Source organism: Lysobacter sp. Root76, from assembly GCF_001428685.1.
Taxonomy (GTDB): domain Bacteria; phylum Pseudomonadota; class Gammaproteobacteria; order Xanthomonadales; family Xanthomonadaceae; genus Lysobacter.
Genome location: NZ_LMIK01000005.1, coordinates 340,391 through 363,679, shown reverse-complemented (window position 1 = coordinate 363,679; position 23,289 = coordinate 340,391). Strand labels below are relative to the sequence as shown.

Annotated in this window: 27 protein-coding genes; 15 read left to right on the top strand and 12 right to left on the bottom strand. The window is 70.9% G+C overall.

What is annotated here, in order from left to right:
* Positions 1 to 44: 44 nt before the first annotated feature.
* The 8 genes from ASE10_RS09015 to ASE10_RS08980 all read right to left on the bottom strand — a co-directional run bounded on the left by ASE10_RS09015 (position 45) and on the right by ASE10_RS08980 (position 6,384).
* Positions 45 to 530 (bottom strand): hypothetical protein, encoded by a 486-nt coding sequence (locus ASE10_RS09015; RefSeq protein WP_055907634.1) that lies wholly within the window; start codon positions 528 to 530, stop codon positions 45 to 47.
* Between the two features lie 72 nt (positions 531 to 602).
* Positions 603 to 1,034 (bottom strand): hypothetical protein, encoded by a 432-nt coding sequence (locus ASE10_RS09010; protein ID WP_055907632.1) that lies wholly within the window; start codon positions 1,032 to 1,034, stop codon positions 603 to 605.
* A complete protein-coding gene (locus ASE10_RS09005; protein WP_055908492.1) occupies positions 1,021 to 3,366 on the bottom strand; it encodes an MMPL family transporter in 2,346 nt (781 codons plus the stop codon). The genes ASE10_RS09010 and ASE10_RS09005 overlap by 14 nt, the downstream gene beginning before the upstream one ends.
* Complete coding sequence (locus ASE10_RS09000) at positions 3,363 to 3,956, bottom strand: LolA-related protein (RefSeq protein ID WP_235565881.1); 594 nt, start codon at positions 3,954 to 3,956, stop codon at positions 3,363 to 3,365. The genes ASE10_RS09005 and ASE10_RS09000 overlap by 4 nt, the downstream gene beginning before the upstream one ends.
* A 37-nt stretch (positions 3,957 to 3,993) precedes the next feature.
* On the bottom strand, positions 3,994 to 5,019 hold the full coding sequence (locus tag ASE10_RS08995; RefSeq protein ID WP_055907629.1) for an acyltransferase: 1,026 nt from the start codon (positions 5,017 to 5,019) through the stop codon (positions 3,994 to 3,996).
* Positions 5,016 to 5,297, bottom strand: a complete 282-nt coding sequence (locus ASE10_RS08990; RefSeq protein WP_055907626.1) for a dehydratase — start codon at positions 5,295 to 5,297, stop codon at positions 5,016 to 5,018. The genes ASE10_RS08995 and ASE10_RS08990 overlap by 4 nt, the downstream gene beginning before the upstream one ends.
* Before the next feature lie 77 nt (positions 5,298 to 5,374).
* The gene (locus ASE10_RS08985; protein ID WP_055907623.1) at positions 5,375 to 6,064 is read right to left on the bottom strand and encodes a hypothetical protein; all 690 of its coding nucleotides are present in this window, start codon (positions 6,062 to 6,064) and stop codon (positions 5,375 to 5,377) included.
* 50 nt (positions 6,065 to 6,114) lie between these two features.
* Positions 6,115 to 6,384: a phosphopantetheine-binding protein gene (locus ASE10_RS08980; protein ID WP_055907620.1), complete on the bottom strand. Its 270-nt coding sequence runs from the start codon at positions 6,382 to 6,384 to the stop codon at positions 6,115 to 6,117.
* A 123-nt stretch (positions 6,385 to 6,507) separates the two neighbouring features.
* On the opposite strand from ASE10_RS08980, the gene ASE10_RS08975 reads away from it, so the two are divergent.
* From ASE10_RS08975 to ASE10_RS08965, 3 genes are all read left to right on the top strand, one after another.
* Entirely contained in the window at positions 6,508 to 7,929 is a 1,422-nt protein-coding gene (locus ASE10_RS08975) for an NAD(P)/FAD-dependent oxidoreductase (RefSeq protein WP_082559856.1), read from the top strand.
* Between the two features lie 26 nt (positions 7,930 to 7,955).
* Positions 7,956 to 8,945, top strand: coding sequence for a hypothetical protein (locus ASE10_RS08970; RefSeq protein ID WP_055908485.1), 990 nt, complete (start codon positions 7,956 to 7,958; stop codon positions 8,943 to 8,945).
* 320 nt (positions 8,946 to 9,265) lie between these two features.
* Complete coding sequence (locus ASE10_RS08965) at positions 9,266 to 9,514, top strand: hypothetical protein (RefSeq protein ID WP_055907617.1); 249 nt, start codon at positions 9,266 to 9,268, stop codon at positions 9,512 to 9,514.
* Between the two features lie 275 nt (positions 9,515 to 9,789).
* On the opposite strand, the gene ASE10_RS08960 is transcribed toward ASE10_RS08965, so the two are convergent.
* Together ASE10_RS08960 and ASE10_RS08955 are read right to left on the bottom strand one after the other, a co-directional pair.
* The gene (locus ASE10_RS08960) at positions 9,790 to 11,346 is read right to left on the bottom strand and encodes an ABC transporter ATP-binding protein (protein WP_055907614.1); all 1,557 of its coding nucleotides are present in this window, start codon (positions 11,344 to 11,346) and stop codon (positions 9,790 to 9,792) included.
* On the bottom strand, positions 11,343 to 12,182 hold the full coding sequence (locus tag ASE10_RS08955) for an ABC transporter permease (protein ID WP_055907611.1): 840 nt from the start codon (positions 12,180 to 12,182) through the stop codon (positions 11,343 to 11,345). Before ASE10_RS08955 ends, ASE10_RS08960 begins: the two co-directional genes overlap by 4 nt.
* A gap of 115 nt (positions 12,183 to 12,297) precedes the next feature.
* On the opposite strand from ASE10_RS08955, the gene ASE10_RS08950 reads away from it, so the two are divergent.
* From ASE10_RS08950 to hemB, 8 genes are all read left to right on the top strand, one after another.
* The gene (locus ASE10_RS08950; protein WP_200949781.1) at positions 12,298 to 12,732 is read left to right on the top strand and encodes an Rrf2 family transcriptional regulator; all 435 of its coding nucleotides are present in this window, start codon (positions 12,298 to 12,300) and stop codon (positions 12,730 to 12,732) included.
* On the top strand, positions 12,729 to 12,962 hold the full coding sequence (locus ASE10_RS08945) for a YezD family protein (protein ID WP_055907605.1): 234 nt from the start codon (positions 12,729 to 12,731) through the stop codon (positions 12,960 to 12,962). The genes ASE10_RS08950 and ASE10_RS08945 overlap by 4 nt, the downstream gene beginning before the upstream one ends.
* Before the next feature lie 121 nt (positions 12,963 to 13,083).
* Positions 13,084 to 14,547 (top strand): porin, encoded by a 1,464-nt coding sequence (locus ASE10_RS08940; RefSeq protein WP_056304712.1) that lies wholly within the window; start codon positions 13,084 to 13,086, stop codon positions 14,545 to 14,547.
* Between the two features lie 61 nt (positions 14,548 to 14,608).
* Positions 14,609 to 15,613 carry a sulfate ABC transporter substrate-binding protein gene (locus tag ASE10_RS08935; RefSeq protein WP_055907597.1) on the top strand — a complete coding sequence of 335 codons (1,005 nt, stop codon included), beginning with the start codon at positions 14,609 to 14,611 and terminating at the stop codon, positions 15,611 to 15,613.
* Positions 15,614 to 15,755: 142 nt separating this feature from the next.
* On the top strand, positions 15,756 to 16,625 hold the full coding sequence (cysT, locus tag ASE10_RS08930; protein ID WP_055907595.1) for a sulfate ABC transporter permease subunit CysT: 870 nt from the start codon (positions 15,756 to 15,758) through the stop codon (positions 16,623 to 16,625).
* Positions 16,615 to 17,484 (top strand): sulfate ABC transporter permease subunit CysW, encoded by an 870-nt coding sequence (cysW, locus tag ASE10_RS08925; RefSeq protein ID WP_055907592.1) that lies wholly within the window; start codon positions 16,615 to 16,617, stop codon positions 17,482 to 17,484. The genes cysT and cysW overlap by 11 nt, the downstream gene beginning before the upstream one ends.
* Positions 17,485 to 17,632: 148 nt before the next feature.
* Positions 17,633 to 18,676, top strand: coding sequence for a sulfate/molybdate ABC transporter ATP-binding protein (locus ASE10_RS08920; RefSeq protein WP_055907590.1), 1,044 nt, complete (start codon positions 17,633 to 17,635; stop codon positions 18,674 to 18,676).
* 183 nt (positions 18,677 to 18,859) lie between these two features.
* Positions 18,860 to 19,852, top strand: coding sequence for a porphobilinogen synthase (hemB, locus tag ASE10_RS08915; protein ID WP_055907587.1), 993 nt, complete (start codon positions 18,860 to 18,862; stop codon positions 19,850 to 19,852).
* Between the two features lie 171 nt (positions 19,853 to 20,023).
* On the opposite strand, the gene ASE10_RS08910 is transcribed toward hemB, so the two are convergent.
* The gene (locus tag ASE10_RS08910) at positions 20,024 to 20,935 is read right to left on the bottom strand and encodes a PD40 domain-containing protein (RefSeq protein ID WP_055907582.1); all 912 of its coding nucleotides are present in this window, start codon (positions 20,933 to 20,935) and stop codon (positions 20,024 to 20,026) included.
* A 50-nt stretch (positions 20,936 to 20,985) separates the two neighbouring features.
* Between ASE10_RS08910 and aroE the strand changes: the two genes are divergently transcribed.
* The 4 genes from aroE to ASE10_RS08890 all read left to right on the top strand — a co-directional run bounded on the left by aroE (position 20,986) and on the right by ASE10_RS08890 (position 22,933).
* Positions 20,986 to 21,831 (top strand): shikimate dehydrogenase, encoded by an 846-nt coding sequence (aroE, locus tag ASE10_RS08905; RefSeq protein WP_056304711.1) that lies wholly within the window; start codon positions 20,986 to 20,988, stop codon positions 21,829 to 21,831.
* Between the two features lie 69 nt (positions 21,832 to 21,900).
* Positions 21,901 to 22,248, top strand: coding sequence for a hypothetical protein (locus tag ASE10_RS08900; protein WP_156087512.1), 348 nt, complete (start codon positions 21,901 to 21,903; stop codon positions 22,246 to 22,248).
* A gap of 39 nt (positions 22,249 to 22,287) precedes the next feature.
* Positions 22,288 to 22,635 carry a DUF952 domain-containing protein gene (locus tag ASE10_RS08895; protein ID WP_162250468.1) on the top strand — a complete coding sequence of 116 codons (348 nt, stop codon included), beginning with the start codon at positions 22,288 to 22,290 and terminating at the stop codon, positions 22,633 to 22,635.
* 10 nt (positions 22,636 to 22,645) lie between these two features.
* Entirely contained in the window at positions 22,646 to 22,933 is a 288-nt protein-coding gene (locus ASE10_RS08890) for a zinc/iron-chelating domain-containing protein (protein WP_055907571.1), read from the top strand.
* A 144-nt stretch (positions 22,934 to 23,077) separates the two neighbouring features.
* Here ASE10_RS08890 and ASE10_RS20110 read toward each other — a convergent pair whose 3' ends face one another.
* Entirely contained in the window at positions 23,078 to 23,257 is a 180-nt protein-coding gene (locus tag ASE10_RS20110) for a hypothetical protein (protein ID WP_056304710.1), read from the bottom strand.
* Positions 23,258 to 23,289: the final 32 nt, after the last annotated feature.

The following is a 23,289-nucleotide window of genomic DNA, read 5'->3' as shown; positions in this document are numbered from 1 at the left end:
CAGCGCGGCCACGGAGGAAGCGGCAGGCTTCAATACGGCGCGCTTCAGTACGGTGCGAACCCTTCCGGATACGGCGGATCGCCGTCGTCGCCGCTGCTGTTGCCGGTCTGGACCAGGGTCTGGGTGCTGATCGCGCCGGTGTCGGTGCAGGCCAGTTCCTGGGTGCCCTGCCATACCGCCCAGTCGTCGCCGTTGCCGTCCAGGACCACGATCCAGAACTGCAGCGTGCGCCTCGCGTACGGCTCCATCCGCATCGACGGCGGATCCACGAAGCTCACCGTGGCCGCGCCGCTGTCGTCCTGGGACTCGTTCCAGCCGTTGAACACCGTCGACTGGCCATGCACCAGCTGGTACAGGTCGGTCCAGGTGTCGGGCTCCATGCCGGCCACATAGGGACGGTCGCTGCGCTCGATCCAGTTCAGGCGCGCGTTGTCGCGCTCTTCCAGGGCGATGCGCAGGGTGAAGGTGTGACCGAACTGGCCCGCGGCCTGGTACGGCTCCACGCTCAGCAGCTCGAATTCGATGGCCATGGCGGCTCTCCGGCAGTGCGCGAACGCGCGCGATACCTACCTGGAACGCGCCGCCGCCGGCGCCGTGAACGCTCAGTCCGGACGCAGCATCACCGCTGCCCGGCCCGAGGCGAGCAGGACGCCGTCGTGGTGCAGGGCGAACTCGTACTGCCAGCTGCCGCCGCCGTCGATCAGCTTGCGCGCCTGCGCTTCGATCGCGCCGGGCAGGTCGTCGATGCGCGCGCGCTGCAGTTCGACGCCGCGCAGGGCGACCAGCAGACCGGGTCGCGCGGTCGTGCCGGCGTCGCGCGCGAGCAGGCCGCCGTGCACCGCCATCGCCTGGGCGCCGTACTCGCACAGATGCACCGCGCGCAGGCGGCCGCCGCTGCGCAGCGGGTGCGCCGGATCGCGGTGGCCGTGGCTGCGCAGACGGATGCTGTCGGCGTCCCAGTCCAGCACTTCTTCCCACAGGCACATCGCGCCCTGGTGCGGGATCAGCGCGGCGATCGCCTCACGCGTGCGCATCAGCATCGCCCTGCATGGTCGCTGGCTCGCGCACGATCAGCAGCGCGAGCACGAAGTTGAAGGCCACGCCCAGCGCGACCGTGGCGCCGATCGCGCGCAGCACCGGGATCGACGACAGCGCCAGCAAGGCGAACACCAGCAAGGTGGTCAGGCTGCAGACGATCACCGCGTGCAGGGTGCGCAGTTGTTCGGCGTAGTCGTCGCCGGCGTGGTCGAAGAACAGCGCATAGTCCAGGCCCAGGCCCGCGGCCAGGATCAGCGCGACCAGGTGGAACAGGTTGAGCTCGATGCCCAGGCCGCGCAGCACCGCCAGGATCAGCAGCGTGGTCAGCGCCATCGGCGCCAGCACCCGCAGCACCCGCCGCGGCGAGCGCAGCGCGATCCACACCGTCGCCGCCAGCAGCACCGCCGCCAGCGCCAGCGCCCACAGCACGCGGCCGCGGTAGGCGGCGACCAGCGATTCGGAGGCTTGCTTCAAGTCCAGCAGCTGCGCGCCGTGCGCGGTGGCGATGCGCGCGACCGCGGCCGGATCGTTCAAGCCGCTCAACGACACCAGCGCGGTGGCGTGGCCGGGCCGCTGCAGCAGCAGACCGGCGACGCTGGCCGCGAGCGGGGTGCCGTCGAGATCGGCCGCGGTCAGCGGCGGCGCGCTGCGCGCGGCGGCGACATCGGCGGCGAAGCCGGCGAAGGCATCGGCGCGGAACGGGCTGTCGGCGACCGCGCTGGCCAGCGCCGCGTCCAGGGTGGCCGCGCCCGGCAACTTGATCTGGCGCGCGCGCTGGGTCGCGGCGCTGGGCAGGTAGCGCGCGGCCAGGTCGTAGCCGGCGATCGCGCCCTGCGCGCGCAGCCGGTCCAGGGCCGGCAGCAGGCCTTCGGAACCGCGCAACGCGGCTTCGGCGTCGCCGGCTTCCAGCGCGATCACGTAGCGCACGTCGGGCGCGCCGAGTTCGCCGCGCAGTTGCGCGTCGCGCGCGAGCGCGTCGGCCGGCACCGGAGTGAGCTTGGCCAGATCGTTCTGCCAGAACGGGCCCGGCGCCAGCCAGGCCAAGGCCAGCGCCAGCGCGGCCAGCAGCGCGATGCCGATGCCGCGCAGCCGCGGCAGCCGCGCCAGAGCGGCCCAGGCGCGCGCCAGCCAGGCCGAACCGGCGGCGTCGCGCGGCGAAGGATCGATCAGCGCAGGCAGCACGAAGCGCGTCGTCAGCGCGGCCGTGCCCAGGCCGACGATGGTGAACACCGCCAGCTGCTTCAACCCATCGACGCCGGAGACCATGAAAGTCAGGTAGGCGATGCAGGTCGAGGCCACGCCGGTGCCCAGGGTCGGCCACAGCGCGCGCGCGCTGGCCCACGGCGACAGGCCGGGACGCTGGTGACTGAAGAGGTGGATCGGGTAGTCCTGGGCGACGCCGATCAGGGTGAAGCCGAACGCGACGGTGATGCCGTGCACGCCGTCGAACAGCAGCGCGACCGCGCCCAGCCCGGCCAGGCCGGCGCTGGCCAGCGGCAGGCCGCCGAGCAGCGGCGCCTTCCAGCTGCGGTAGGCCAGCCACAGCAGCAGCACGAACACCAGGCTGTCGATGGTGCCGATCAGACTGGCCTCGCGCGCGGTGCGGCCGCCGATCTCGACCGAGAATGCGCCCGGACCGCTCAGGGTGAGTTGCGACTTCGACGCGCCGCGCGCCTGCGCGAACGCGGCGCGGATCGCGTCGATCGCGGCCTGCTGGCCGGTGGGATCGAAGCCGGCGGCGCGGGTTTCCAGCGCCAGCAGCGCTTCGCGACCGGCGCGGTCGAACCAGACGCCATGCAAACGCTGCGGCGCGTTCGCCGGCTGCCAGGCCTCGGCCAGCTTCAGGGTTTCCAGGGTCGGATCGTTCGGCAGCAGCGGTTCCAGCATCGCCGAAGCCGGCGAGCCCAGGTCCTGCACCCGCGCCTGCAGTTCGTCGCCGAGGTAGGCCGCGTCGAAGAGGTTCGTATCCAGCGTCGGCGACAACAGATAACGGTAGGGACGCAGGCGTTCGGGGATCGCATCCAGACCGACGTCGGCGCCGTTGGCGACCAACTTGAATTCCGGCTTCGTCGCCAGCCCATTGCGCATCGCCTCGGACTGCGCGGCCAGCGCCTGCGGCGTATCGCCGGACAAGGCCACCAGCAGCAGGCGCGAGCCCGGGCCTTCGCCGAGTTCGTCGATCAGCAGCTTCTGCGCCGGGGTCTGCGCGCTGGGCATGAAGCGGCGCAGGTCGCCGCTGAGTTGCAGGCGCTGGCTGATCGCCCAGCCCGCGAGCGCGAGCGCGGCCAGCCACAGCAGCGCGAGGGCAAGACGACGCGCTGGCGTCATCGCTGCGCGGCGCCGTGGCCGCGGCACAGCGCGGCGAGCTGGCTGGCGTCGACGATGCCGGCGGCCTCGCGCGCGGCGCCGGCCAGCAGGGTGCGTTGCAGCTCGATCCCGCCGCTGGCGTCCGAACGCGCCGGGCGCGCTTCGATGCAGCGCAGTTCGGCGCCGCGCCCGCGCAGGGTGATGCCCTGCAGCTTGGCCGCGACCGCGCTGCTGCGCGGCGTCAGGACCATGGTCCATTGCTGGTGCGTGCCTTCGGCGGCGACGCGGTAGTGCTGTTCCAGGCGCTTGCGGTCGCCGGCCAGCAGGGCGCCGAAGCTGGCCTGCAAGCCGGCCAGTTCCGGCGCGCGCGACAGCGAAAAGGTGCGCGCGGCCTTGCCGGCGCGCTGGATCTTCACTTCGCCGGCGCGGATGGTGGTGGTTTCCGCATACGGCGCGCGCACGTCGCGGATCAGGGTGTCGTCTTCCATCCGCTGGTACTCGCCGCTGAGCCGCAGCGGCGCCTTGAGCAGCGCCGAACCGCGGATCTCGACGAACGAGGTCCGCATCGCCGCCGGCTGCGCCAGCCGCGACAGGATCCAGTCCGGGTCCACCGCTGCGCCCGCGTCGGGGGTCGGCGCCGCGGCCGGCTCAGGGGGAGCGGCGTACAGCGAGCCGGCGGCGCAGGCCAGCGCCAGCGCCCAGGCCCAGCGCCGCGGCCGGATCGTCGTGCGCGCCCGGGTCGGCGCCGTCGTGAGCTGTGCTGTCTTGAACCGCGTCATCGGCATGCCAGAAGTCGTAGAAGTTGAACCAGTTGTAGGGCGCGTCGCAGGCGTGGTGCTGCAGGCGCGCGGCGTAGCGTTCGATCATCGCCGGCAGCGCACGCGACCGATCCTGGCGCGCGATCGCCGATCCGTCGCTGAACGGCTCGAACACCAGATCGTAGCGGGCGCCGCCGCGGTACAGGCCGAAGGCCAGCAACACCGGCGCCTTCAGGGTTGCCGCGACCAGCCAGGGCGCGACCGGGAACGGCGCCGGCGTGCCCAGGAACGGCGTGCGCAGCCAGGGCTCGCCGGGGCGGGCGCGGTCGACCAGCAGCGCGACCAGCGCGCCCTCGTCCAGCGCCTGCTTCACCGCCAGCACGATCGAGGGACCGTCCTGGCCGGCGTCGATCACCCCGGCGGCGATGCGCGGGTCCAGCGAATCCAGCAGCCGGGTCATGGCCGGGTTGTGCGATCGGTCGAACACCACCCGCACCTGCACCTCCGGCGCGCTGCGCGCGAGCACGCGCAAAGCCTCGAAGCTGCCCAGGTGGGAACCGAAGATCAGCGCGCCGCCGCGTCCGTGCTGGGCGTGGATCGCGTCCAGGCCGCTCACGCGCACGTCGAAGTACTGCATCCGCCCGACCAGCATGAACAAGCGGTCGAGGATGGTCGCGGAGAAGGTGTGGATGTGGCGGGCGATTTCGAACAGGCTCGGCGCCCGGCCCAGCACGCGCGTGAGGTAGTCGCGCGAAGCGCGTCGCTCGGGACCGCGCACGGCCACGAAGTACGCGGTGATCGGGTACAGGCACAGCCGCGCCAGACCGCGTCCGCCGCGCCGGCCGATCCAGCCGATCAGCCACAGCGCGAACGGGCTGCCGCCCTCGGGGCGTTGCTTCCAGTGCCCGGCGTTCACGGCGCGGCCACGACTTCGCCGCTGGCCAGCAGGGTTTCGCCGCGCAGCACCCGGAAGCGCCAGCGCGGCGCGGCGCCGTCGAGTTCGATGCGCGCGGTTTCGCCCGGCAGCAGCGGCTGGGCGAACTTCACCTGCGGCAGACGCAGCGCGGCCAGGGGCCCGTGGCCGGATTCGATCGCCTCCAGCACACGCTCCAGCACGACCACGCCCGGCACCACCGGCTGGCCGGGGAAATGCCCAGGCAGGCTGGGATGATCGGCGGCGATGACGAATTGCATGCGGGCGATGTTCGGCGGGCGGATCGGTCGAACGACAGGATAAGCCACCCGGCCGCGGCGCCATGCCGATCCTGGCGTCAATCGAACAGGCTGCGCCAGAACGAAGGCCCCAGCGCGGCCATGCGCCGCAGGAAATCCCAGAAGTTGCGGTAGGGGCGGTTCTGGAACAGGCGCTTGCGGAACAGGTACTCGCCGATGAAGAAGCCGCCGACGATGCCGTAGTTCAGCAAGTTGGCGAACAGCGACCATTGGTCCTGGCCAATCGCGAGCGGCGGCGCATGCCCCAGCCGCGCCAGCACCCCGCCGGGCACCGCGATCAGCGCCAGCACGGTATTGGCCAGCGACAGGCCGCCCAGCAGCCAGGCCCAGATCGCGGTCAGCTTGCGCGAGTAGCGGTAGACGTCGGCCGGCAGCTGTTGCGGCGCGCAGCCGTCCAGGGCGGCGACGATACGGGTGATCAGGCCCTCGCGCGGCGCGCGCAGGCTGCGCCCGAACCACCACGCCAGGACGCCGGTGAACAGCATCGGCGGCGCCAGCAGCAGCAGTTGCGGCCAGATCGTGCCGGCCAGCGCGGCCAGCGCCGCGACGATGGCCGCGAACAGCAGCCAGGCGCCGATGCGCAACCGCAGCAAGGCCTCGATCTGCACGATCAGGGTCAGGTCGACCAGGGCGATCACCGCCGGCCAGCCGCCGCCGTCGTGGCTGGCCCAGTGCGCGAGCGCCGGATAGGCGATCGCCAGCAGCAGCCGCAGCACGGCGCCGGTCATGGCCTGGGGTTCGGCGTCCGCGGCGGGCGACGGGCCGGGCGCGGCGGCGCTCAGGCCGCCCGGCTCTGCTCGATGTGCGCCGACAGGGCGCGCAGCGAGCCGAAGATGCGGCGGTTTTCGTCGCTGTCCGAGCGCAGCTGGAAGCCGTACTGCTTGGACACCGCCAGCGCCAGCTCCAGGGCGTCGATCGAGTCCAGGCCCAGGCCGTCGCCGAACAACGCCGCCTCGGGGTCGATCTGCGCCGGATCGACGTCTTCCAGGTTCAGGCTTTCGACCAGGAGCTGCGCAAGTTCGCGTTCGGCGGGGCTTTGTTCGGACATCGGACGATCCAACTACGGGCGGCAAGGTGCGCCACGATCCGGCATCGGGCGGCCGCGCGCAACCGCCGGTCCGGCCGGAGGGGACCGGGACAGCGATCACGAACGGCGGGCTATCATCTGCGGATGAGCTCAAGTATTCCTGCGCCCGGCCCCGCCGGCGCCCGCCCGGACCACAACCTGAACGACGCCGCCGGCCCGGCGGACCCCAAGCCTGAGGACCCCAGGCCCGAGGCCCTCAGCCCCGACGTGCTGGTCATCGGCGGCGGCCCCGCCGGCACCACCGCCGCGACCCTGCTCGCCCGCAAGGGCTGGAAGGTGCTGCTGCTGGAGAAGGACGCGCACCCGCGCTTCCACATCGGCGAGTCGCTGCTGCCGATGAACCTGCCCATCCTCGAGCGCCTCGGCGTGCTCGAGCAGGTCAAGGCGATCGGCACCCACAAGCCCGGCGCCGAGTTCCCGATCGACGAGCGCAACTACAACACCTTCCGCTTCGAGCGCGCGCTGAACCCGAAGTTCGGCTACGCCTACCAGGTCAAGCGCGAAGAGTTCGACCAACTGCTGTTCCGCAACGCCCAGGCCAACGGCGTGGACGCGCGCGAACAGGTCAAGGTCGAAAAGGTCGAGTTCGGCGCCGACGGCCGTCCGTCCGTGGTCCATGCGCGCGCCGCCGACGGCTCCGCCCTGAGCGTGCGTCCGCGCTACGTCGTCGACGGCAGCGGCCGCGACGCGTTCTTCGGCAGCCAGCTCAAGCTCAAGAAGAAGAATCCGCTGCACCAGTCGGCGGCGATCTTCAGCCACTTCACCGGGGTCGAGCGCCGCGACGGCGAAGATGCCGGCAACATCACCGTGCAGCGCTTCCCGCACGGCTGGATGTGGCTGATCCCGCTGCAGCAGGACGTAATGAGCGTCGGCGCGGTGTGCTTCCCCGAATACCTCAAGCAGCGCCGCGGCGAGACCGAGGCGTTCCTGATGAAAACCCTGGAATCCGAGCCGCAGGTGTGGGCGCGCATGCAGGGCGCGCAGCGGGTCGGCGCGGTCCACGTGACCGGCAACTACTCCTACACCTGCACCCAGATGACCGGCCCGGGCTGGGTCATGGTCGGCGACGCCTACGCCTTCGTCGACCCGGTGTTCTCCTCCGGCGTGTACCTGGGCATGAACAGCGGCGAGCAGGCAGCCGACGTGGTCGACGGCGCGCTGCGCGATCCGGCCAGCGAAGCCGCGCTGCAACGCGCGATGGTCAAGCGCCTCAAGCGCGGCCTCAAGCACTTCCAGTGGTTCATCTACCGCTTCACCACGCCGGTGATGCGCGCGCTGTTCAACGAGCCGCGCAATTACTGGCAGATCGAGCAGGCGGTCATCTCGATGCTGGCCGGCGACGTGTTCGACAACCAGGCGGTGCTGCGCCGCCTGCGCATGTTCCGCCTGATCTATTCCCTGACCGCGATCCGCATGGCGCCGCAGGCGCTGCGCGGCTGGTTGCGGCGCAAACGCCAGGTCGACGTCGACTTCCGCGGCGACACGCTGCAGCAGGGCAATCCGTGAGCGCGGCCGCGACCGTGGTGGCGCCGATGCCGCGCTACAGCGTCGATTACACCGACGCCGCGCCGGCGACCGTGCTGGCCGACGACGACGTGCTGGCGGTGTTCGGCTTCGGCGCCGACGCCCCGCATCACGACGACCCGCGTTACGTGCGTGTGGCCCTGGAGCCCTACGGCGAGCCCCGCCTGGAAGTCTGGCGCGGATCGGCGCCGGTGGCCTGCGGCCGCGACGGCGACCTGGTCTGGGCCGAGGATGGCGCGCTGCAGTTCGGCGCGATCGAACTCGACGAACCGCCGGGCCTGAACGTCAACGACGGCCTCGGCGCGGCCGCCGAGGCGATCTACGCGCGCATGACCGAATTCACCCGCGAGCGCGGCTACCGGCACCTGCTGCGGATCTGGAATTACCTCGACGGCATCACCGTCGGCCAGGGCGACGCCGAGCGCTACCGCGTGTTCTGCGTCGGCCGCGCCGCCGGCCTGGGCGACTTCGATCCGGCCCAGCTGCCGGCCGCGACCGCGATCGGCAAGGTCGCCGACGGCAGCCAAACCCGTCGCCTGCAGGTGTACTGGCTGGCCTCGCGCACGCCCGGCACGCCGCTGGAGAACCCGCGCCAGGTCAGCGCCTACCGCTACCCGCGCCAGTACGGCCCGCAGCCGCCCAGCTTCGCCCGCGCGATGCTGCCGCCGGCCGGTAGCGCGATACCGCTGCTGCTGTCGGGCACCGCGGCGATCGTCGGCCACGAGTCGCGCCACATAGATTCGGTCGACACCCAGCTCGACGAAACCCTGGCCAACTTCGACAGCCTGATCGCCGCCGCGCGCGTGCAACGGCCGTCGCTGCCGGCGCGCTTCGGCGCCGGCGCGCGCCTGAAGGTCTACGTGCGCGACCGCGAGGAAGTGCCGGCAGTGATGGCCGCGCTGGACGCACGCCTGCCCGGCATCGAGCGCATCGTGCTGCAGGCCGCGGTCTGCCGGCGCGAACTGCGCGTGGAAATCGACGGCGTCCACGACCTCTGACGCAGGGTGCGGTGCGCCCAAGGCGAACCGCACCGGCGCAAGCCTCCCGCTCCGACGCGAAGAGCGCGAAGCACGTAGGGTGCGGTGAGCCAAAGGCGAACCGCACCACCACGCCCCTGCACGCGCATGGCGAACCTGCCCTTCCTTAGTGAAGCCAGGAAAACGCGCCCGCCGCTGCGCTCATCCCTGCCAGCGCCGCGCTCCGCCTCCCCAGGGGTGCCGAAAGACACCCCCTGAACGCGACCGTCGGCCCTTGAATCGCCGCGATCCGGCAGCATCATGGGCTTGAGCGCATCCGCGCCCGAACGGGAGACCGCACGATGGGACTGATCAGCCTGATTTGGGGCATCCTCGCCATGATCTGGATGGTGATCGCCCTGATTCCGCTGTTGGGCTGGGGCAACTGGCTGCTGATTCCGTTCGCGGCAGTAGGCGCCATCATCGCCGCGGTCGGCATCCTGTTCACCCGCGAAACCAAGCGCGGCCGCGCCAAGGCCGGCCTGGTGCTCAACGCCATCGTGATCGTGGTCGGCATCGTCCGCTTGTCGATGGGCGGCGGCATCATCTGAGCGCGCCCGGCGCGGCGTGATCCACAGGGCGGCTTTCGCAGCCGCCCTGTGCGACGCAAACCTCTTTTGTGGGAGCGGCGTAAGCCGCGATCGAACCCCAGGCATAGCAGCCTCGTCGCTGCGAGTCGCGACCCGTATCGCTCGCACATCGCATACGGATGCACGACCGCCCGCGGAACGGATGCACGACCGCCCGCGAATCCGTTGGGGTAGGAGCGGCGTAAGCCGCGACCCGCGTCGTGGCCGAAGGAGTGCGGTCGCGGCTTACGCCGCTCCTACCCCACTGCCGCCTTCGGTCGCGCCGCGAGCAGCGCCCGCGTATGCGCATGCTGCGGCGCGCGCAGCACCTGCGCGGTCGCTCCGGTCTCGACGATACGCCCGGCTTCCAGCACCGCGATCCGCTCCGCCACCGCGGCCGCCGCGGCGAGGTCGTGGGTCACGAACAGCAAGGCCAGGCCGCGCTCGCGCTTGAGCGTCGCCAGCAAGGCCAGGATCGCGCCGCGGTGGTGCGCGTCCAACGCCGACACCGCTTCGTCGCAGACCAGCAACTCGGGATCGGTCGCCAGCGCGCGCGCGATCGCGATGCGCTGGCGTTGCCCTCCGGAGAACTGGTGCGGATAGCGGTCCAGCATCGCCGCTTCCAATCCGACCGCCTGCAACAACTCGCCGGCGCGCGCGCGACGCGCGGCGGCGTCGCCACGGCCATGGATGCGCAAGGGTTCGGCGACCAGCTCGGCCACGCGCATGCGCGGGTCCAGCGAGGCATACGGGTCCTGGAATACCACACCGGTGCGCGCACGCAAGTCGCGCAACGCACGCGGCGCCGCCGCACTCAGGTCGATGCCGTCCAACAGCACCCGGCCCTGCGCGCCGCGCAGCAAGCGCAACAAAACGCGGCCCAGCGTGCTCTTGCCGCTGCCGCTCTCGCCGACCAGTGCCAGGCCTTCGCCGCGACGCAGCTCCAGGGAGACATCGTCCAGCGCCGCACGCGGCGCACGCGGGTAGCGCATGCGCAGGCCTTCGCCGCGCAGCAGCACCGGCGCGTCCATCGTCGACGGCGCGGCCGGCGCGATCGTATCGGCGGCCAGCAACTCGCGCGTGTAGGCGTGCTGCGGCGCCGCGAACACCGTGCGGGTGTCGCCGCGCTCGACCGCCTGACCGCGCTGCAGCACCACCAGCCGCTGCGCGTAGGCGCCGACCAGCGGCAGGTCGTGGCTGATCAGCAGCAGCGCCAGGCCGTCCTGGCGGCGCAGGTCGTCGAGCAGGTCGAGGATCTCGCGGGCGATGCGCGCGTCCAACGCGGACGTCGGCTCGTCGGCGATCAGCACGCGCGGCTGCGTCGCCAGCGCCAAGGCGATGGCGATGCGCTGGCGCTGTCCGCCGGAGAACTGATGCGGATAACGCGCCAGGGCCGCGACCGGATCGGGCAGTTGCACGCGCGCCAGCAAGGCGGCCGCTTCGGTCTGCGCCGCCGCGCGCGGCAACGCCCGCAGCGCGCGCACGGTCTCGACCAGTTGCGCGCCGACGCTGCGCAAGGGATGCAACGCCGCAAGCGGGTCCTGCGGCACCCAGCCCAGCACGCGGCCGCGCAGCGCCGCATGCGCGCGCGACCCGAGGGCGATGCTCGCGCCGTCCGCGCTCAGCCGGCCCTCGGCGCGCAGGCCCGGAGGCAGCAGGCCCAGCAACGACAATGCGCTCAGGCTTTTGCCGCTGCCGCTTTCGCCGACCACGCCCAGGCATTCGCCGGCGCGCAGTTCCAGATCCAAGGGCCCGAGCAACCGGCGCGCACCGGTATCGACGGTCAGCGCCTGCAGCGCCAGGGTCGTGCTCATGCCGCAGCGGCCTCGCTTTCGCCGCGCACGTCCAGCCAGTCGCGCAGGCCGTCGCCGAGGAACTGGAACGTCGCCAGGGTCGCGACCAGGAAACCGGCCGGGAACAGCAGCGTCCACGGTGCGCTGTCGAGTTCCTGCACGCCTTCGGACAACAGCGTGCCCCAGCTCGCCGAGGGTTCGTCGACCGACAAGCCGAGGAAACCGAGAAAACTTTCCACCAGGATCGCCTGCGGCAGGATCAGCCCCAGATAGACGAAGGCCAGCGGCAGCAGGTTGGGCAGCACGTGCCAGCGCAGGCGTTGGCCGAAATCGGCGCCGGCGGCCTGGGCCGCGAGCACGAACGGCGCCTCGCGCAGGCGCGCGGCCTCGGCCCGCATCACCCGCGCCAGGTCGATCCAGACATAGCCGCCGATCGCCGCCAGCAGCAGCCCCAGCGAACGCTCGAACAAGGTCAGCAGCAGGATCACCACCAGCAGGAACGGCAGCGCCGAGAACACGTCCAGCACCCGCAGCAGGGCGCGCTCGACCCGGCCGCCGGCGAGCCCGGCGATCGCGCCGTAGCCCAGCCCGATCGCCAGCGCGACCACGCTGGCGAGCAGGCCGATGGTCAGCGACAGGCGCCCGCCGGCCAGGGTGCGCGCATAGACGTCGCGGCCGATCGCGTCGGTGCCGAACCAGTGCCCGGCCGTGCCGGGGGCGACCGACAGCGCCTCCCAATCCGGCGTGTGCGGGTCGTAGGCGCTCAGCCACGGCCCCAGCCAGCACAGCGCGGCCAGCGCCGCCAGCGCGATCAGGCAAGCGCGGGCCAGGGGCGGGAGGGTGCGCAGGGGTCGCATCGCCTCATCGTACCGGCCACATGCCGCCCAGGCATATGCAGATGACGCATCGCCTTTTCCTTCGCGCCCGGCTTTGCGGCTCTATTCCCTACATGGCGAATAGGAAATGCTGACGATGAAGGCGAAGTACGCACTGCGCGCCATGTGCGCGCTGGCGCGCGCCGACGACGGCCGGCTGCAGGCCCGGGCGATCGCCGAACATAGCCGCGCGCCGGAAAAATTCCTGGAATCGATCCTGGTCGACCTGCGCGAGGCCGGTTTCATCCACAGCCGGCGCGGCCAGAAGGGCGGGCATGCCCTGGCGCGGCCGGCCGAACAGATCCGGGTCGGCGACCTGATCCGCGCCATCGACGGCCCGCTGGCGCCGGTGCGTTGCGCCAGCGTCAGCGCCTACCGCGCCTGCGCCGACTGCCCGGACCCGGCGCAGTGCGAGCTGCGCGCGCTGATGCGCGAGGCGCGCGACGCGCTGTCGCGGGTGCTCGACGGCTGCAGCCTGGGCGAGCTGGCGCGCGGCCACGGCGCGCCGCTGCTGAGCGGAGACGCGGCATGAACGCAACCCGACGCAAACCGCGCGGCCACGACCCGGCCGCCTCGCCCGCAAGCGAGGCGGAGCCCGCGGTCAACATCGTCAACCTCAGCGACAGCGAGTTCGCGGTACTGACCGCGCTGCGCGAGATCGGCTACGGCCAGGTCGAAGTGGTGGTGCACGCCTCGCAGATCGTGCAGATCACCCGCAGCGAACGCGTGCGGGTGGAAGAAGTGCGGAGCCGTCCGCGGTGAGCGGGCGTCCGCAGCGCGCGCGCCGGCTGCGCTGTCGTCGCCGGCACCCGGCTTCGATGGACTGAGGCCCTCGCCGCACGCGCGCCACGCACTCTCACCCCACTTTCCCAAGGAATCCGCCATGCCCCATCGACATCGGCGACCTGCGACCGCGACACCGTCCCCCGCCTGGCTGCTGAGCGCACTGGGCTGCGCGCTGGCGCTGCCGGCGCAAGCGCAATCCTCCGCAGTCAACGTCGAAGACCTGGCCCGCCGCCTGCAGGCGATCGAACAACGCCTGGGCACCGCAACCGCCGACGCCGGCACCAGCGCCGCGGTCGATCCGGCCGACCTGGACCAGCGCCTGCGCGTGATCGAACGCCGCCTGGAACTGCAGGCCGAGGCCGAGGCCGCGCGCGTGGCCTCCACGCCGACCGTCACCCTCAGCGCCGCCAAGGGCCTGTCGGTGAAGTCGCCGCCGCCGGGCGATCTGGAAGTGAAGGTCCGCGCCCTGGTCCAGGCCGACGGCCGTTTCTTCATCGACGACCGGCGCAGCCCGCAGAACGACAGCTTCCTGTTCCGCCGCGTCGAGCCGACCATCGAAGGCAGCTGGGGACCGCTGTTCGCGTTCCGCCTTGGCGCGCAGCTGGCCGGGGACAGCGCCACCGTCAACGACGCCTACGTCGACGTGCGTTTCAGCCCGCGCGCGACCGTGCGCGTGGGCCGCTACAAAGTGCCGCTGGGTCTGGAGCGGCTGCAGTCCAGCAGCGCCGGCGCCATGGTCGAGGGCGGCTTCGCCAGCGAACTGGCGCCGGTGCGCGACCTGGGCGTGCAGCTGCAGGGCGAGTTCGCCGACGGCGCGATCAGCTACGCGCTCGGCGCCTTCAACGGCGCGCCCGACGGCCGCGACGGCGCCAGCACCAATCCCGACAACGAGTTCGACCTGATCGGCCGCGTGTTCGTGGAACCGTGGAAGAACAGCGGCGGCGCCCTGTCCGGCCTGGGCTTCGGCGTCGGCGCCAGCCAGGGCGACCAGCGCGGCGCCGGCAACAACTTCCTGCCGCGCTACCGCACGCCGGGCCAGGTCCCGTTCTTCAACTACCGCAGCGCGGTGCTGGCCGACGGCGAACACACCCGCTGGTCGCCGCAGGCCTACTACTACCGCAACCGGCTCGGCCTGCTCGGCGAATACATCCGTTCGCGCCAGCAGTTGCTGCTGCCGGCCGGCAACGTGCGCGACACGCTCGACCACGAAGCCTGGCAGCTCACCGCCGGCTGGGTGCTCACCGGCGAGGACGCCAGCTACAAGGGCGTGGTCAAACCCAGCCAGCCGTTCACGCCCGGCGGCGCCGGCTGGGGCGCGCTGGAGCTGGTCGCGCGCTACGGCCGCCTCAGCATCGACGACGACGCCTTCCCTCGTTTCGCCGATCCGGCCGCGGTCGCATCCGAGGCCAGCAGCTGGGGCCTGGGCTTGAATTGGTACCTGACCGGCAACTTCAAGCTGGTCGCCAACTACACCCAGACCGACTTCGAGGGCGGCGCGCCGGCCGGCGCCGATCGCGAAGACGAAAAGGTTTTCTTCACGCGGGCGCAATTCTTTTTCTGAGCATGCTCACCACCGGCGCGCGCCTCACCCGCGCACGCTTCACCACGCAAAGAGACCCCACATGAAAATCATGCTTTCCTCGCTCGTCGTCGCCTTGGCGCTGGTCGCCGGCCCGGCCGCGGCCAAAGACGTCGAATTGCTCAATGTCTCCTACGACCCGACCCGCGAGTTCTACGCCGAGGTCAACACCGCCTTCGCCGCGCAATGGAAGCAGCAGACCGGCGAGACCCTGAAGATCCGCGCCTCGCACGGCGGTTCGGGCAAGCAGGCGCGCTCGGTGATCGACGGCCTGGAAGCCGACGTGGTCACCCTGGCGCTGGCCGCCGACATCGACGCCATCGCCAGCAACGGCAAGCTGCTGCCGGCGAACTGGCAGTCGCGCCTGCCGCATCAAAGCGCGCCCTACACCTCGACCATCGTGTTCCTGGTGCGCAAGGGCAATCCCAAGGGCGTGCGCGACTGGGGCGACCTGGTCAAGCCGGGCGTGGCGGTGATCACGCCCAATCCCAAGACCTCCGGCGGCGCGCGCTGGAACTACCTCGCCGCCTGGGCCTGGGCCTCGCAGCAGTACCGCGACGGCGGCAAGGTCGTCGACTACCTCACCCGTCTGTTCAAGAACGTGCCGGTGCTGGACACCGGCGCACGCGGCTCGACCACCACCTTCGTCGAGCGCGGCATCGGCGACGTGCTGCTGGCTTGGGAAAACGAAGCCTTGCTGACCCTCGACGAACCCGGCAACCGCGGCAAGTACGAGATCGTCGTGCCCAGCCTGAGCATCAAGGCCGAGCCGCCGGTGGCCTGGGTCGACAAGAACGTGGCCAAGCACGGCACGCGCAAGCAGGCCGAAGCCTATCTGCGCTTCCTGTACACGCCGCAGGGCCAGCGTTTGGCCGCCAAGCACCATTACCGTCCGGCCGAACCGGACAAGGTGCCCGCGGCTGAGTTGAGCCAGTTCCCGGAGATCAAGCAGGTCACGATCGACAACGCGTTCGGCGGCTGGAAGAAAGCGCAGGCCGAGCACTTCGCCGATGGCGGTTTCTTCGATCGGATCTATCAGCCGAAGTGAGGTCGATCGGGCGAAACGCGGTGCCGGGCGGCTTCGGCACTGCGTGGTCGTCATTCCCGCGTTGGCGGGAATGGCGAGCAAAGCAAAACGAGCAAAAGCAAAACCCAAACCGCATACCGGAAGCGAACCCAGAAGACCGACCATGAGCTCCATCGCCCTCCCTTCGCTCTCCGCATCGCGCTGGCGCCGGCCGCTGCCTGGCTTCGGCCTCAGCATCGGCCTGGGCCTGGCGTGGCTGAGCCTGGTGGTGCTGCTGCCGCTGGCGGCGCTGACCATCCGCGCCGCCGGCCTGGGCGCCGACGGCTGGTTGCGCGCGGTCCAGGATCCGCGCGTGCAGGCCTCGCTCAAGCTCAGCTTCGGCGCCGCCCTGGCGGCTTCGGTGCTGGCCTTGTTCGCCGGCGCGCTGATCGCCTGGGTGCTGGTGCGTTATCGCTTTCCGGGCCGGCGCCTGCTCGATGCGCTGGTCGATCTGCCGTTCGCGCTGCCGACCGCGGTGGCCGGCATCGCCCTGACCGCGATCTATTCCTCCAACGGCTGGGTCGGGCGCTGGCTGGAGCCGGCCGGTTTCAAGATCGCCTACGCACCGGCCGGCATCGTGATCGCGCTGGTGTTCATCGGCCTGCCGTTCGCGGTGCGCACGGTGCAACCGGTGCTGGAAGCGCTGGGCCGCGAACAGGAAGAAGCCGCGGCCTCGCTCGGCGCTTCGCGCCTGACCACCTTGCGCCGGGTGATCCTGCCGGAACTGTTGCCGGCGCTGCTGACCGGTTTCTCGCTGGCGTTCGCGCGCGGTCTGGGCGAGTACGGCTCGGTGATCTTCATCGCCGGCAACCTGCCCTACAAGACCGAGATCGCGCCGCTGCTGATCACCATCCGCCTCGAAGAATACGATTACAACGGCGCGATCGCGATCGCCGCGCTGCTGCTGGCGGCGTCCTTCGTCTGCCTGCTGGCGATCAACGCGATTCCGTCGCTGTTCGCCCACGAACGCCGGGAGCGCCGCCGTGAGCCGTGAACACTCCGCTGCGCGCGAGCGCGACGATCTGCAAGAACCCGCATGGCTGCGCTGGACCCTGATTCTGTCGGCGGTACTGGTGATGGCGCTGCTGGTGGTGATGCCGCTGTTGATGGTGCTGGGCGCGGCCTTCGCCAAGGGCGTCGGGGTCTGGTTCGCCGCGCTCCGGGAGCCCGACGCCCTGTCCGCGCTCAAGCTGACCCTGTTCACCGCGGCGATCGTGATTCCGCTCAACGCGGTGTTCGGCGTGTTCACCGCCTGGGCGGTCACCCGCTTCGAATTCGCCGGCAAGCGCGTGCTGCTGGCCCTGATCGACCTGCCGTTCGCGGTTTCGCCGGTGGTCGCCGGCCTGTGCCTGGTGCTGCTGTTCGGCTCGCACGGCTGGTTCGCCGGGCTGCTGGCGCAGTACGACATCAAGATCCTGTTCGCGCGCCCCGGCATCGTTCTGGCGACCTTGTTCATCACCTTCCCGTTCGTGGTGCGCGAACTGATTCCGCTGATGCAGCAACAGGGCGCCGACGAGGAACTGGCCGCGCGCTCGCTGGGCGCCGGCGCCTGGACCATGTTCCGCCGCGTCACCCTGCCCAACATCAAATGGGGCCTGCTCTACGGCGTGCTGCTGTGCGGCGCGCGCGCGATGGGCGAGTTCGGCGCGGTATCGGTGGTGTCCGGGCATATCCGCGGCCTGACCAATACCCTGCCGCTGCATATCGAGATCCTCTACAACGAATTCGACAGCACCGCGGCGTTCGCGGCCGCGTCGCTGCTCGCCGGCCTGGCCCTGGTCACGCTGGTCATCAAGTTCTGGCTGGAAGCGCGCCACGGCGACGCCCTGGCGCAATCACACAGGCGGCATTGAAATGAATCTCATCGTTGCGAATCCGGCGAGGGCGAACGACCCCGCGCAATGGCGCTCGGCGGACCCGGACGTGGCTCTGCCAGCCGATGTCTTACCGCCGGCCGCGGCCTTGGGCCATCATGGCGCCGGGACGGTTCAAGGCAAAGGCATGGACCTGCACATCCAGGGCATCAGCAAGCAGTACGCGAACGTCGCCGCGCTGGACGCGGTCGATCTGGATATCGCGTCGGGCGAACTGGTCGCGCTGCTGGGTCCGTCGGGCTCGGGCAAGACCACGCTGCTGCGGGTGATCGCCGGCCTGCTCCATCCCGATCGCGGCCGCCTGCTGTTCGGCGACGACGACGCCACCCGCCTGAGCCTGCGCGAACGCAACGTCGGTTTCGTGTTCCAGCACTACGCATTGTTCAAGCACATGACCGTGGCCGAGAACATCGCCTTCGGCCTGCGCAGCCGCCCGCGCAGCCGGCGCCCGGACAAGGCCGCGATCGCGCGCCGGGTGCAGGAGCTGCTGACCCTGATCCAACTGCCGGAACTCGGCGGCCGCTACCCCGAGCAATTGTCCGGCGGCCAGAAGCAACGCGTCGCGCTGGCGCGTGCGCTGGCGATCGACCCGACCGTGCTGCTGCTGGACGAGCCCTTCGGCGCGCTCGACGCCAAGGTCCGGGTCGAGCTGCGGCGCTGGCTGCGGCGTCTGCACGAACAGACCGGACAGACCACGCTGTTCGTCACCCACGACCAGGAAGAAGCCCTGGAACTGGCCGACCGCGTGGTGGTGTTGCGCGACGGCCGCATCGAACAGGTCGGCACGCCGGAACAGATCTACCGCGAGCCGGCGTCGGCCTATGTGTTCGACTTCATCGGCCGCGCCAACAGCATCGACGGCCGCGTCGAGCGCGGACAGTTCGCGATCGATGGCCACGCGCTGCGGCTGCCGGCCGAGGGCGTCGCCGACGGCGCGGCCAGGCTGTACCTGCGGCCGCACGACCTGGCCTTGAGCGCAGCCGGCGACGGCCTGGCCGCGCGCGTGCTGGCCGTGCATCGGCTGGCCGACCGGATCACCTTGGAGCTGCAACTGGGCGGACAGGCGCGATCGCTGGAGCTGGACCTGGTGGCGACGCCGGATGCGGTGGTGCCGGCGATCGGAAGCGCGGTCGGGGTACGGCCGTTGAGGTATCGGGTGTATTCGGCTTAGTTCGGGGCATGCCTTCTCCGGCTCGCGGCGCGCTAAAGGTGTGAACACCCTCACCCCAACCCCTCTCCCGTCAGCGGGAGAGGGGCTAAGGGCCTGATGCCCGGCCTTGCCGTCTGTGGCAGAACGCTGCATCCGCGATCCCGCCGCCCAGCCCGCGCGCGACGAGGCGTAAACTAGCGCGCCATGAGCTACCCCTACACACGCCCGCGGCGGATGCGCCGCGACGAGTTCTCGCGGCGCCTGATGCGCGAGACGGTCCTGACCGCGAACGACCTGATCTATCCGGTCTTCGTCCACGAACTGCAGGGCCGCGCCGCGGTCGCCTCGATGCCGGGCATCGAGCGGCTGTCGATCGACGAACTGCTGCGCGTGGCCGAACAGGCCAGCGAACTGCGCGTGCCCGCGCTGGCGCTGTTTCCGGTGACCGCGCCGGAGGCCAAATCGCTGACCGCCGAAGCCGCCTGGCACGAGGACGGCCTGTGCCAGCGCGCGGTGCGCGCGCTCAAGCAGCGCTTCCCGGAACTGGGCGTGATCACCGACGTCGCCCTCGACCCTTACACCACCCACGGCCAGGACGGCCTGATCGACGACAGCGGCTACGTCCTGAACGACGAGACCGTCGAAGCCCTGGTCAAGCAGGCGCTGTCGCACGCCGTCGCCGGCGCCGACGTGGTCGCGCCCAGCGACATGATGGACGGCCGCATCGGCCGCATCCGCGAGGCGCTGGAACTCGACGGCCACATCCACACCCGCATCCTGGCCTACAGCGCCAAGTACGCGTCGAGCTTCTACGGCCCGTTCCGCGACGCGGTCGGCAGCGCCGGCGCGCTCGGCAAGGGCAACAAGTACACCTACCAGATGGACCCGGCCAACAGCGACGAAGCGATGCGCGAGATCGCGCTCGATCTCGACGAGGGCGCCGACATGATCATGGTCAAGCCGGGCATGCCCTACCTGGACATCGTGCGCCGCGCCAAGGACGAGTTCGGCGCGCCGACCTTCGTCTACCAGGTCAGCGGCGAGTACGCGATGCTGCGCGCGGCGATCGACAACGGCTGGCTGGACGAAAAGGGCTGCGTGCTGGAAGCGCTGACCTCGATCAAGCGCGCCGGCGCCGACGGTATCCTGACCTACTTCGCGCTGGATGCGGCGCGCTGGTTGCGCGAGGCGAAGTAAGCGACGCGGCGGGCGCTGCGGTTCGCTGCGCTCACCGCATCCTACGGTGATGGTCGCGAGGCTCGATGAGCCCCGCGACTGCTTGAACCGGCATTCCCGGAACGTATAGAACCGAGCGTTCGATCGCAATGTAGGATGCGGTGAGCGCAGCGAACCGCATCGCCACGCAGCTCACGGCACGACGCAACTGCCCTGCCCCGTCGCCGTCGCCGCCGGCGCCTTCATCCGATAGATATCCATCTTGCCGGCCTTGGGCGACTTGGCGCTGCCGGTGACCAACAACTCGCCGGGTTTGTTCCAGTCCAGCGCCGGACCCAAGGTGTAACCGTCCTCGCCGTTGAACGACAAGGCCAGCGGCGTGGCCTCCGCATACTTCGCGCCTTCGCACTGGGCGACATACAGCCGGATCGGTTGCTGCTCCACGTCTTTGGAACGCGCGAACACGATCGCGCGGCCGTCGCCGAGCCAGGCCGCGTCGAACTCATCGGCGGCCGTGTTGACGCCGGCCACCGGCTTGGGATCGACAAAGGCCTTGCCGTTCCAACGGGCCACGAACAGGTCGTGGCGGCCAGCGCCGCCGAAGCTGTCGCTGGCGAACAGCAGATGCCTGCCGTCGCGGCTGGGCGTGGGCGCCCACTCGTCGCCGCGGCCGTTCACGCCCGCACCCAGGTTCTCGGCCGGGCCATAGCCGCCGTCGGCGAGGACCGGCGCGCGATACAGATCGTCGCCGCCGCGTCCGCCGGAGCGGTTGGAGAAGAAGTACAGCCAGCGTCCGTCGGCGCTGAACGACGGGTCGAAGTCGTTGGCGCCGGTATTCAGCGGCAACGGCGACGGCTCTTGCCAGCGGCCCTGCTTCAGCGTGGCCTGCCACAGGTCCCAGCCGCCGGCGCCGCCTGGACGGTCGGTGCTGCCCCAGACGATGCGCCGCCCGTCGGGGCTCACGCTGGCGCGCACTTCGCTGTACGGCATGGAAACCACGCCCATGCCCTCGATGCCGAACTCTGACAGAAAGCCCAGTGCGGGCATGGCCAGCAGCAGGCCGGAGAGTAGACTGAGGCCGGACAAGGCCGTGGCGCGCCGCATAGTGCGTCTCCCTTGAATATTCCCCATCAGCATCCCCAACGAGGCTGTCCATGTCCATTCCACGTTTTGCGGTGATCGGCCACCCGGTGGCGCACTCGCTGTCGCCGCGGATCCATGCCGCATTCGGACGCCAGCTCGGGATCGCCCTGGAGTACGTCGCCATCGACGCCGCGCCGGAACAGTTCGACGCGCTGCTGGCCGAGTTCGCCGCCGAGGGTGGCCTGGGCGCCAACATCACCCTGCCGCACAAGACCCGCGCGGCCAGCATCTGCACCCATCTGAGCGAACGCGCGCGCCGTGCCGGCGCCGCCAACACGCTGATCCGCAGCGCCACCGGCTGGGAAGGCGACAACACCGACGGCGCCGGCCTGGTCCGCGATCTCACCGACCGCCACGGCCTGGACCTGCGCGAGCGCCGCACTCTGCTGATCGGCGCCGGCGGCGCCGCGCGCGGCGTGGCCCCGGCCCTGCTCGATGCCGGTATCGGCGACCTCTACATCGTCAACCGCACGCCCGAGCGCGCCGATGCCCTGGCCGATGCGCTCGGCCAGCCCGGCCGCGTGCATCCGCGCTACATGAAGGACATGGTCGCGCTGGGAACCTTCGACCTGATCGTCAACGCGACTTCGGCCGCGCGCGACGCGCAGCTGCCGTCGCTGCCGATGTCGCTGGCCAACCCGCGCGCCGCCGCGGTGGACCTGAGCTACGGCGAAGTCGCGATCCCGTTCCTAGCCTGGGCCAAGGCCGCCGGCGCACACGACCGCATCGACGGATTGGGTATGCTGGTCGAACAGGCCGCCGAGAGCTTCGAACGCTGGCACCGGGTACGCCCGGAGACCGACCCGGTCTACGCCGCCCTGCGCGAACGCGACGACGCCCTGGTCACCGCCGACTGATCCGCCGCCCACGGCGTGCGGCCGCCAAGCGCGGCCGTGCCGACGTGCCGGCACATAACGGAAACGACAATGGACCCCAAAGCTCTATCCGCCATGCTGCTCGGCCCGGTGCTGTACGCCACGCCGCACCTGCTGGTGTGCACGGTCGGCCTGGTGCTGTGCCTGATGCGCCGGCCCGCGCTGGGCGCGGCCGGCGTTTACGCCAGCGTGGGCTTCGGCTTGTTCATCTTCGGCTCGTTGCTGGGCCTTTGCGGCCAGGTCTGGCTGCTGTGGATGCAACAGAAGGGCGAACCATCGGCGTCCTCGCTCGCGATGGGCATGGGCGCTTTCAGTGCGCTGGTCATCCTGCTCCACGCGATCGCGATGGGGCTGCTGATCGCCGCGATCCTGGTGCGGCGGCCGGCGCGGGCGGCATGAGCGCCGTCGAGCGCGCCACGTCCTGTTGAGGCGATGCCCGTGTCCACGCAAGCCGCGCCTGCGGATGTCACGCCCGCAGGCACCGTCTATCACTTCGCCGATCCCGCCGACTGGGCGCGGGCGCAATCGACGGATGCCTACGCGCCCGATGCGCTGCGTCGCGACGGTTTCCTGCATTGCGCGACCCAGGCGCAGCTGGCCGCCGTGATCGAACGCCACCAGCGCGGCCGCGGCGAGCTGGTGCTGCTGCACCTGGATGCGGCGGCGCTGGGCGAGGCGCTGCGTTACGACTTCAGCCCACGCAGCGGCGAGGCCTATCCGCACGTTTACGGCCCGATTCCGCTGCGCGCCGTGCGCACCGCCGAACCGTTCCACGCGCCGGCTTGAGTCCGCACGCATGAACTGCCGCGAACGCTGCGGGGCCTGCTGCACCGCACCCTCCATCGCCAGCCCGATCCCGGGCATGCCCGACGGCAAACCCGCCGGCGTGCGCTGCATCCAACTCGACGAACACGAGCGCTGCAAGCTGTTCGGCAAACCCGAACGGCCCGCGTTCTGCGCGTCGCTGCGGCCGGCCGCGGACATGTGCGGCGGCAATCGCGCCGAGGCGATGGCCTTGCTGTCGGCTTTGGAGATCGCAACGCGGCCCGATCCGCCCGCACCGCTTTCTGTGGGAGCGGCGTAAGCCGCGATTGAACCCCCAAGCGGGTCCGATGGTCCGCCTGCTCGCCGGGCCATCGATCGCGGCTTACGCCGCTCCCACAGACACCGCTCCCACCGGCGCAGCTCCCGCAGAAAGCGCCGCGTATCCGCGCTGCGCACGGCGGCGTTACGGCAAGCCGCCGCGCTTCACCGCCACATATTTTTCCATCCGCGACGCCGCCAGCTGATCGCAGGACACGTCCAGGACCATCACACCGTGGTTGCGCAGGGCATCGCGGCCCTCTTCGCATTCTGTGGGAGCGGCGTAAGCCGCGATTGAACCCCAGTCGGATGTGATGGTCCGCATGTTCGCCAGGCCATCGATCGCGGCTTACGCCG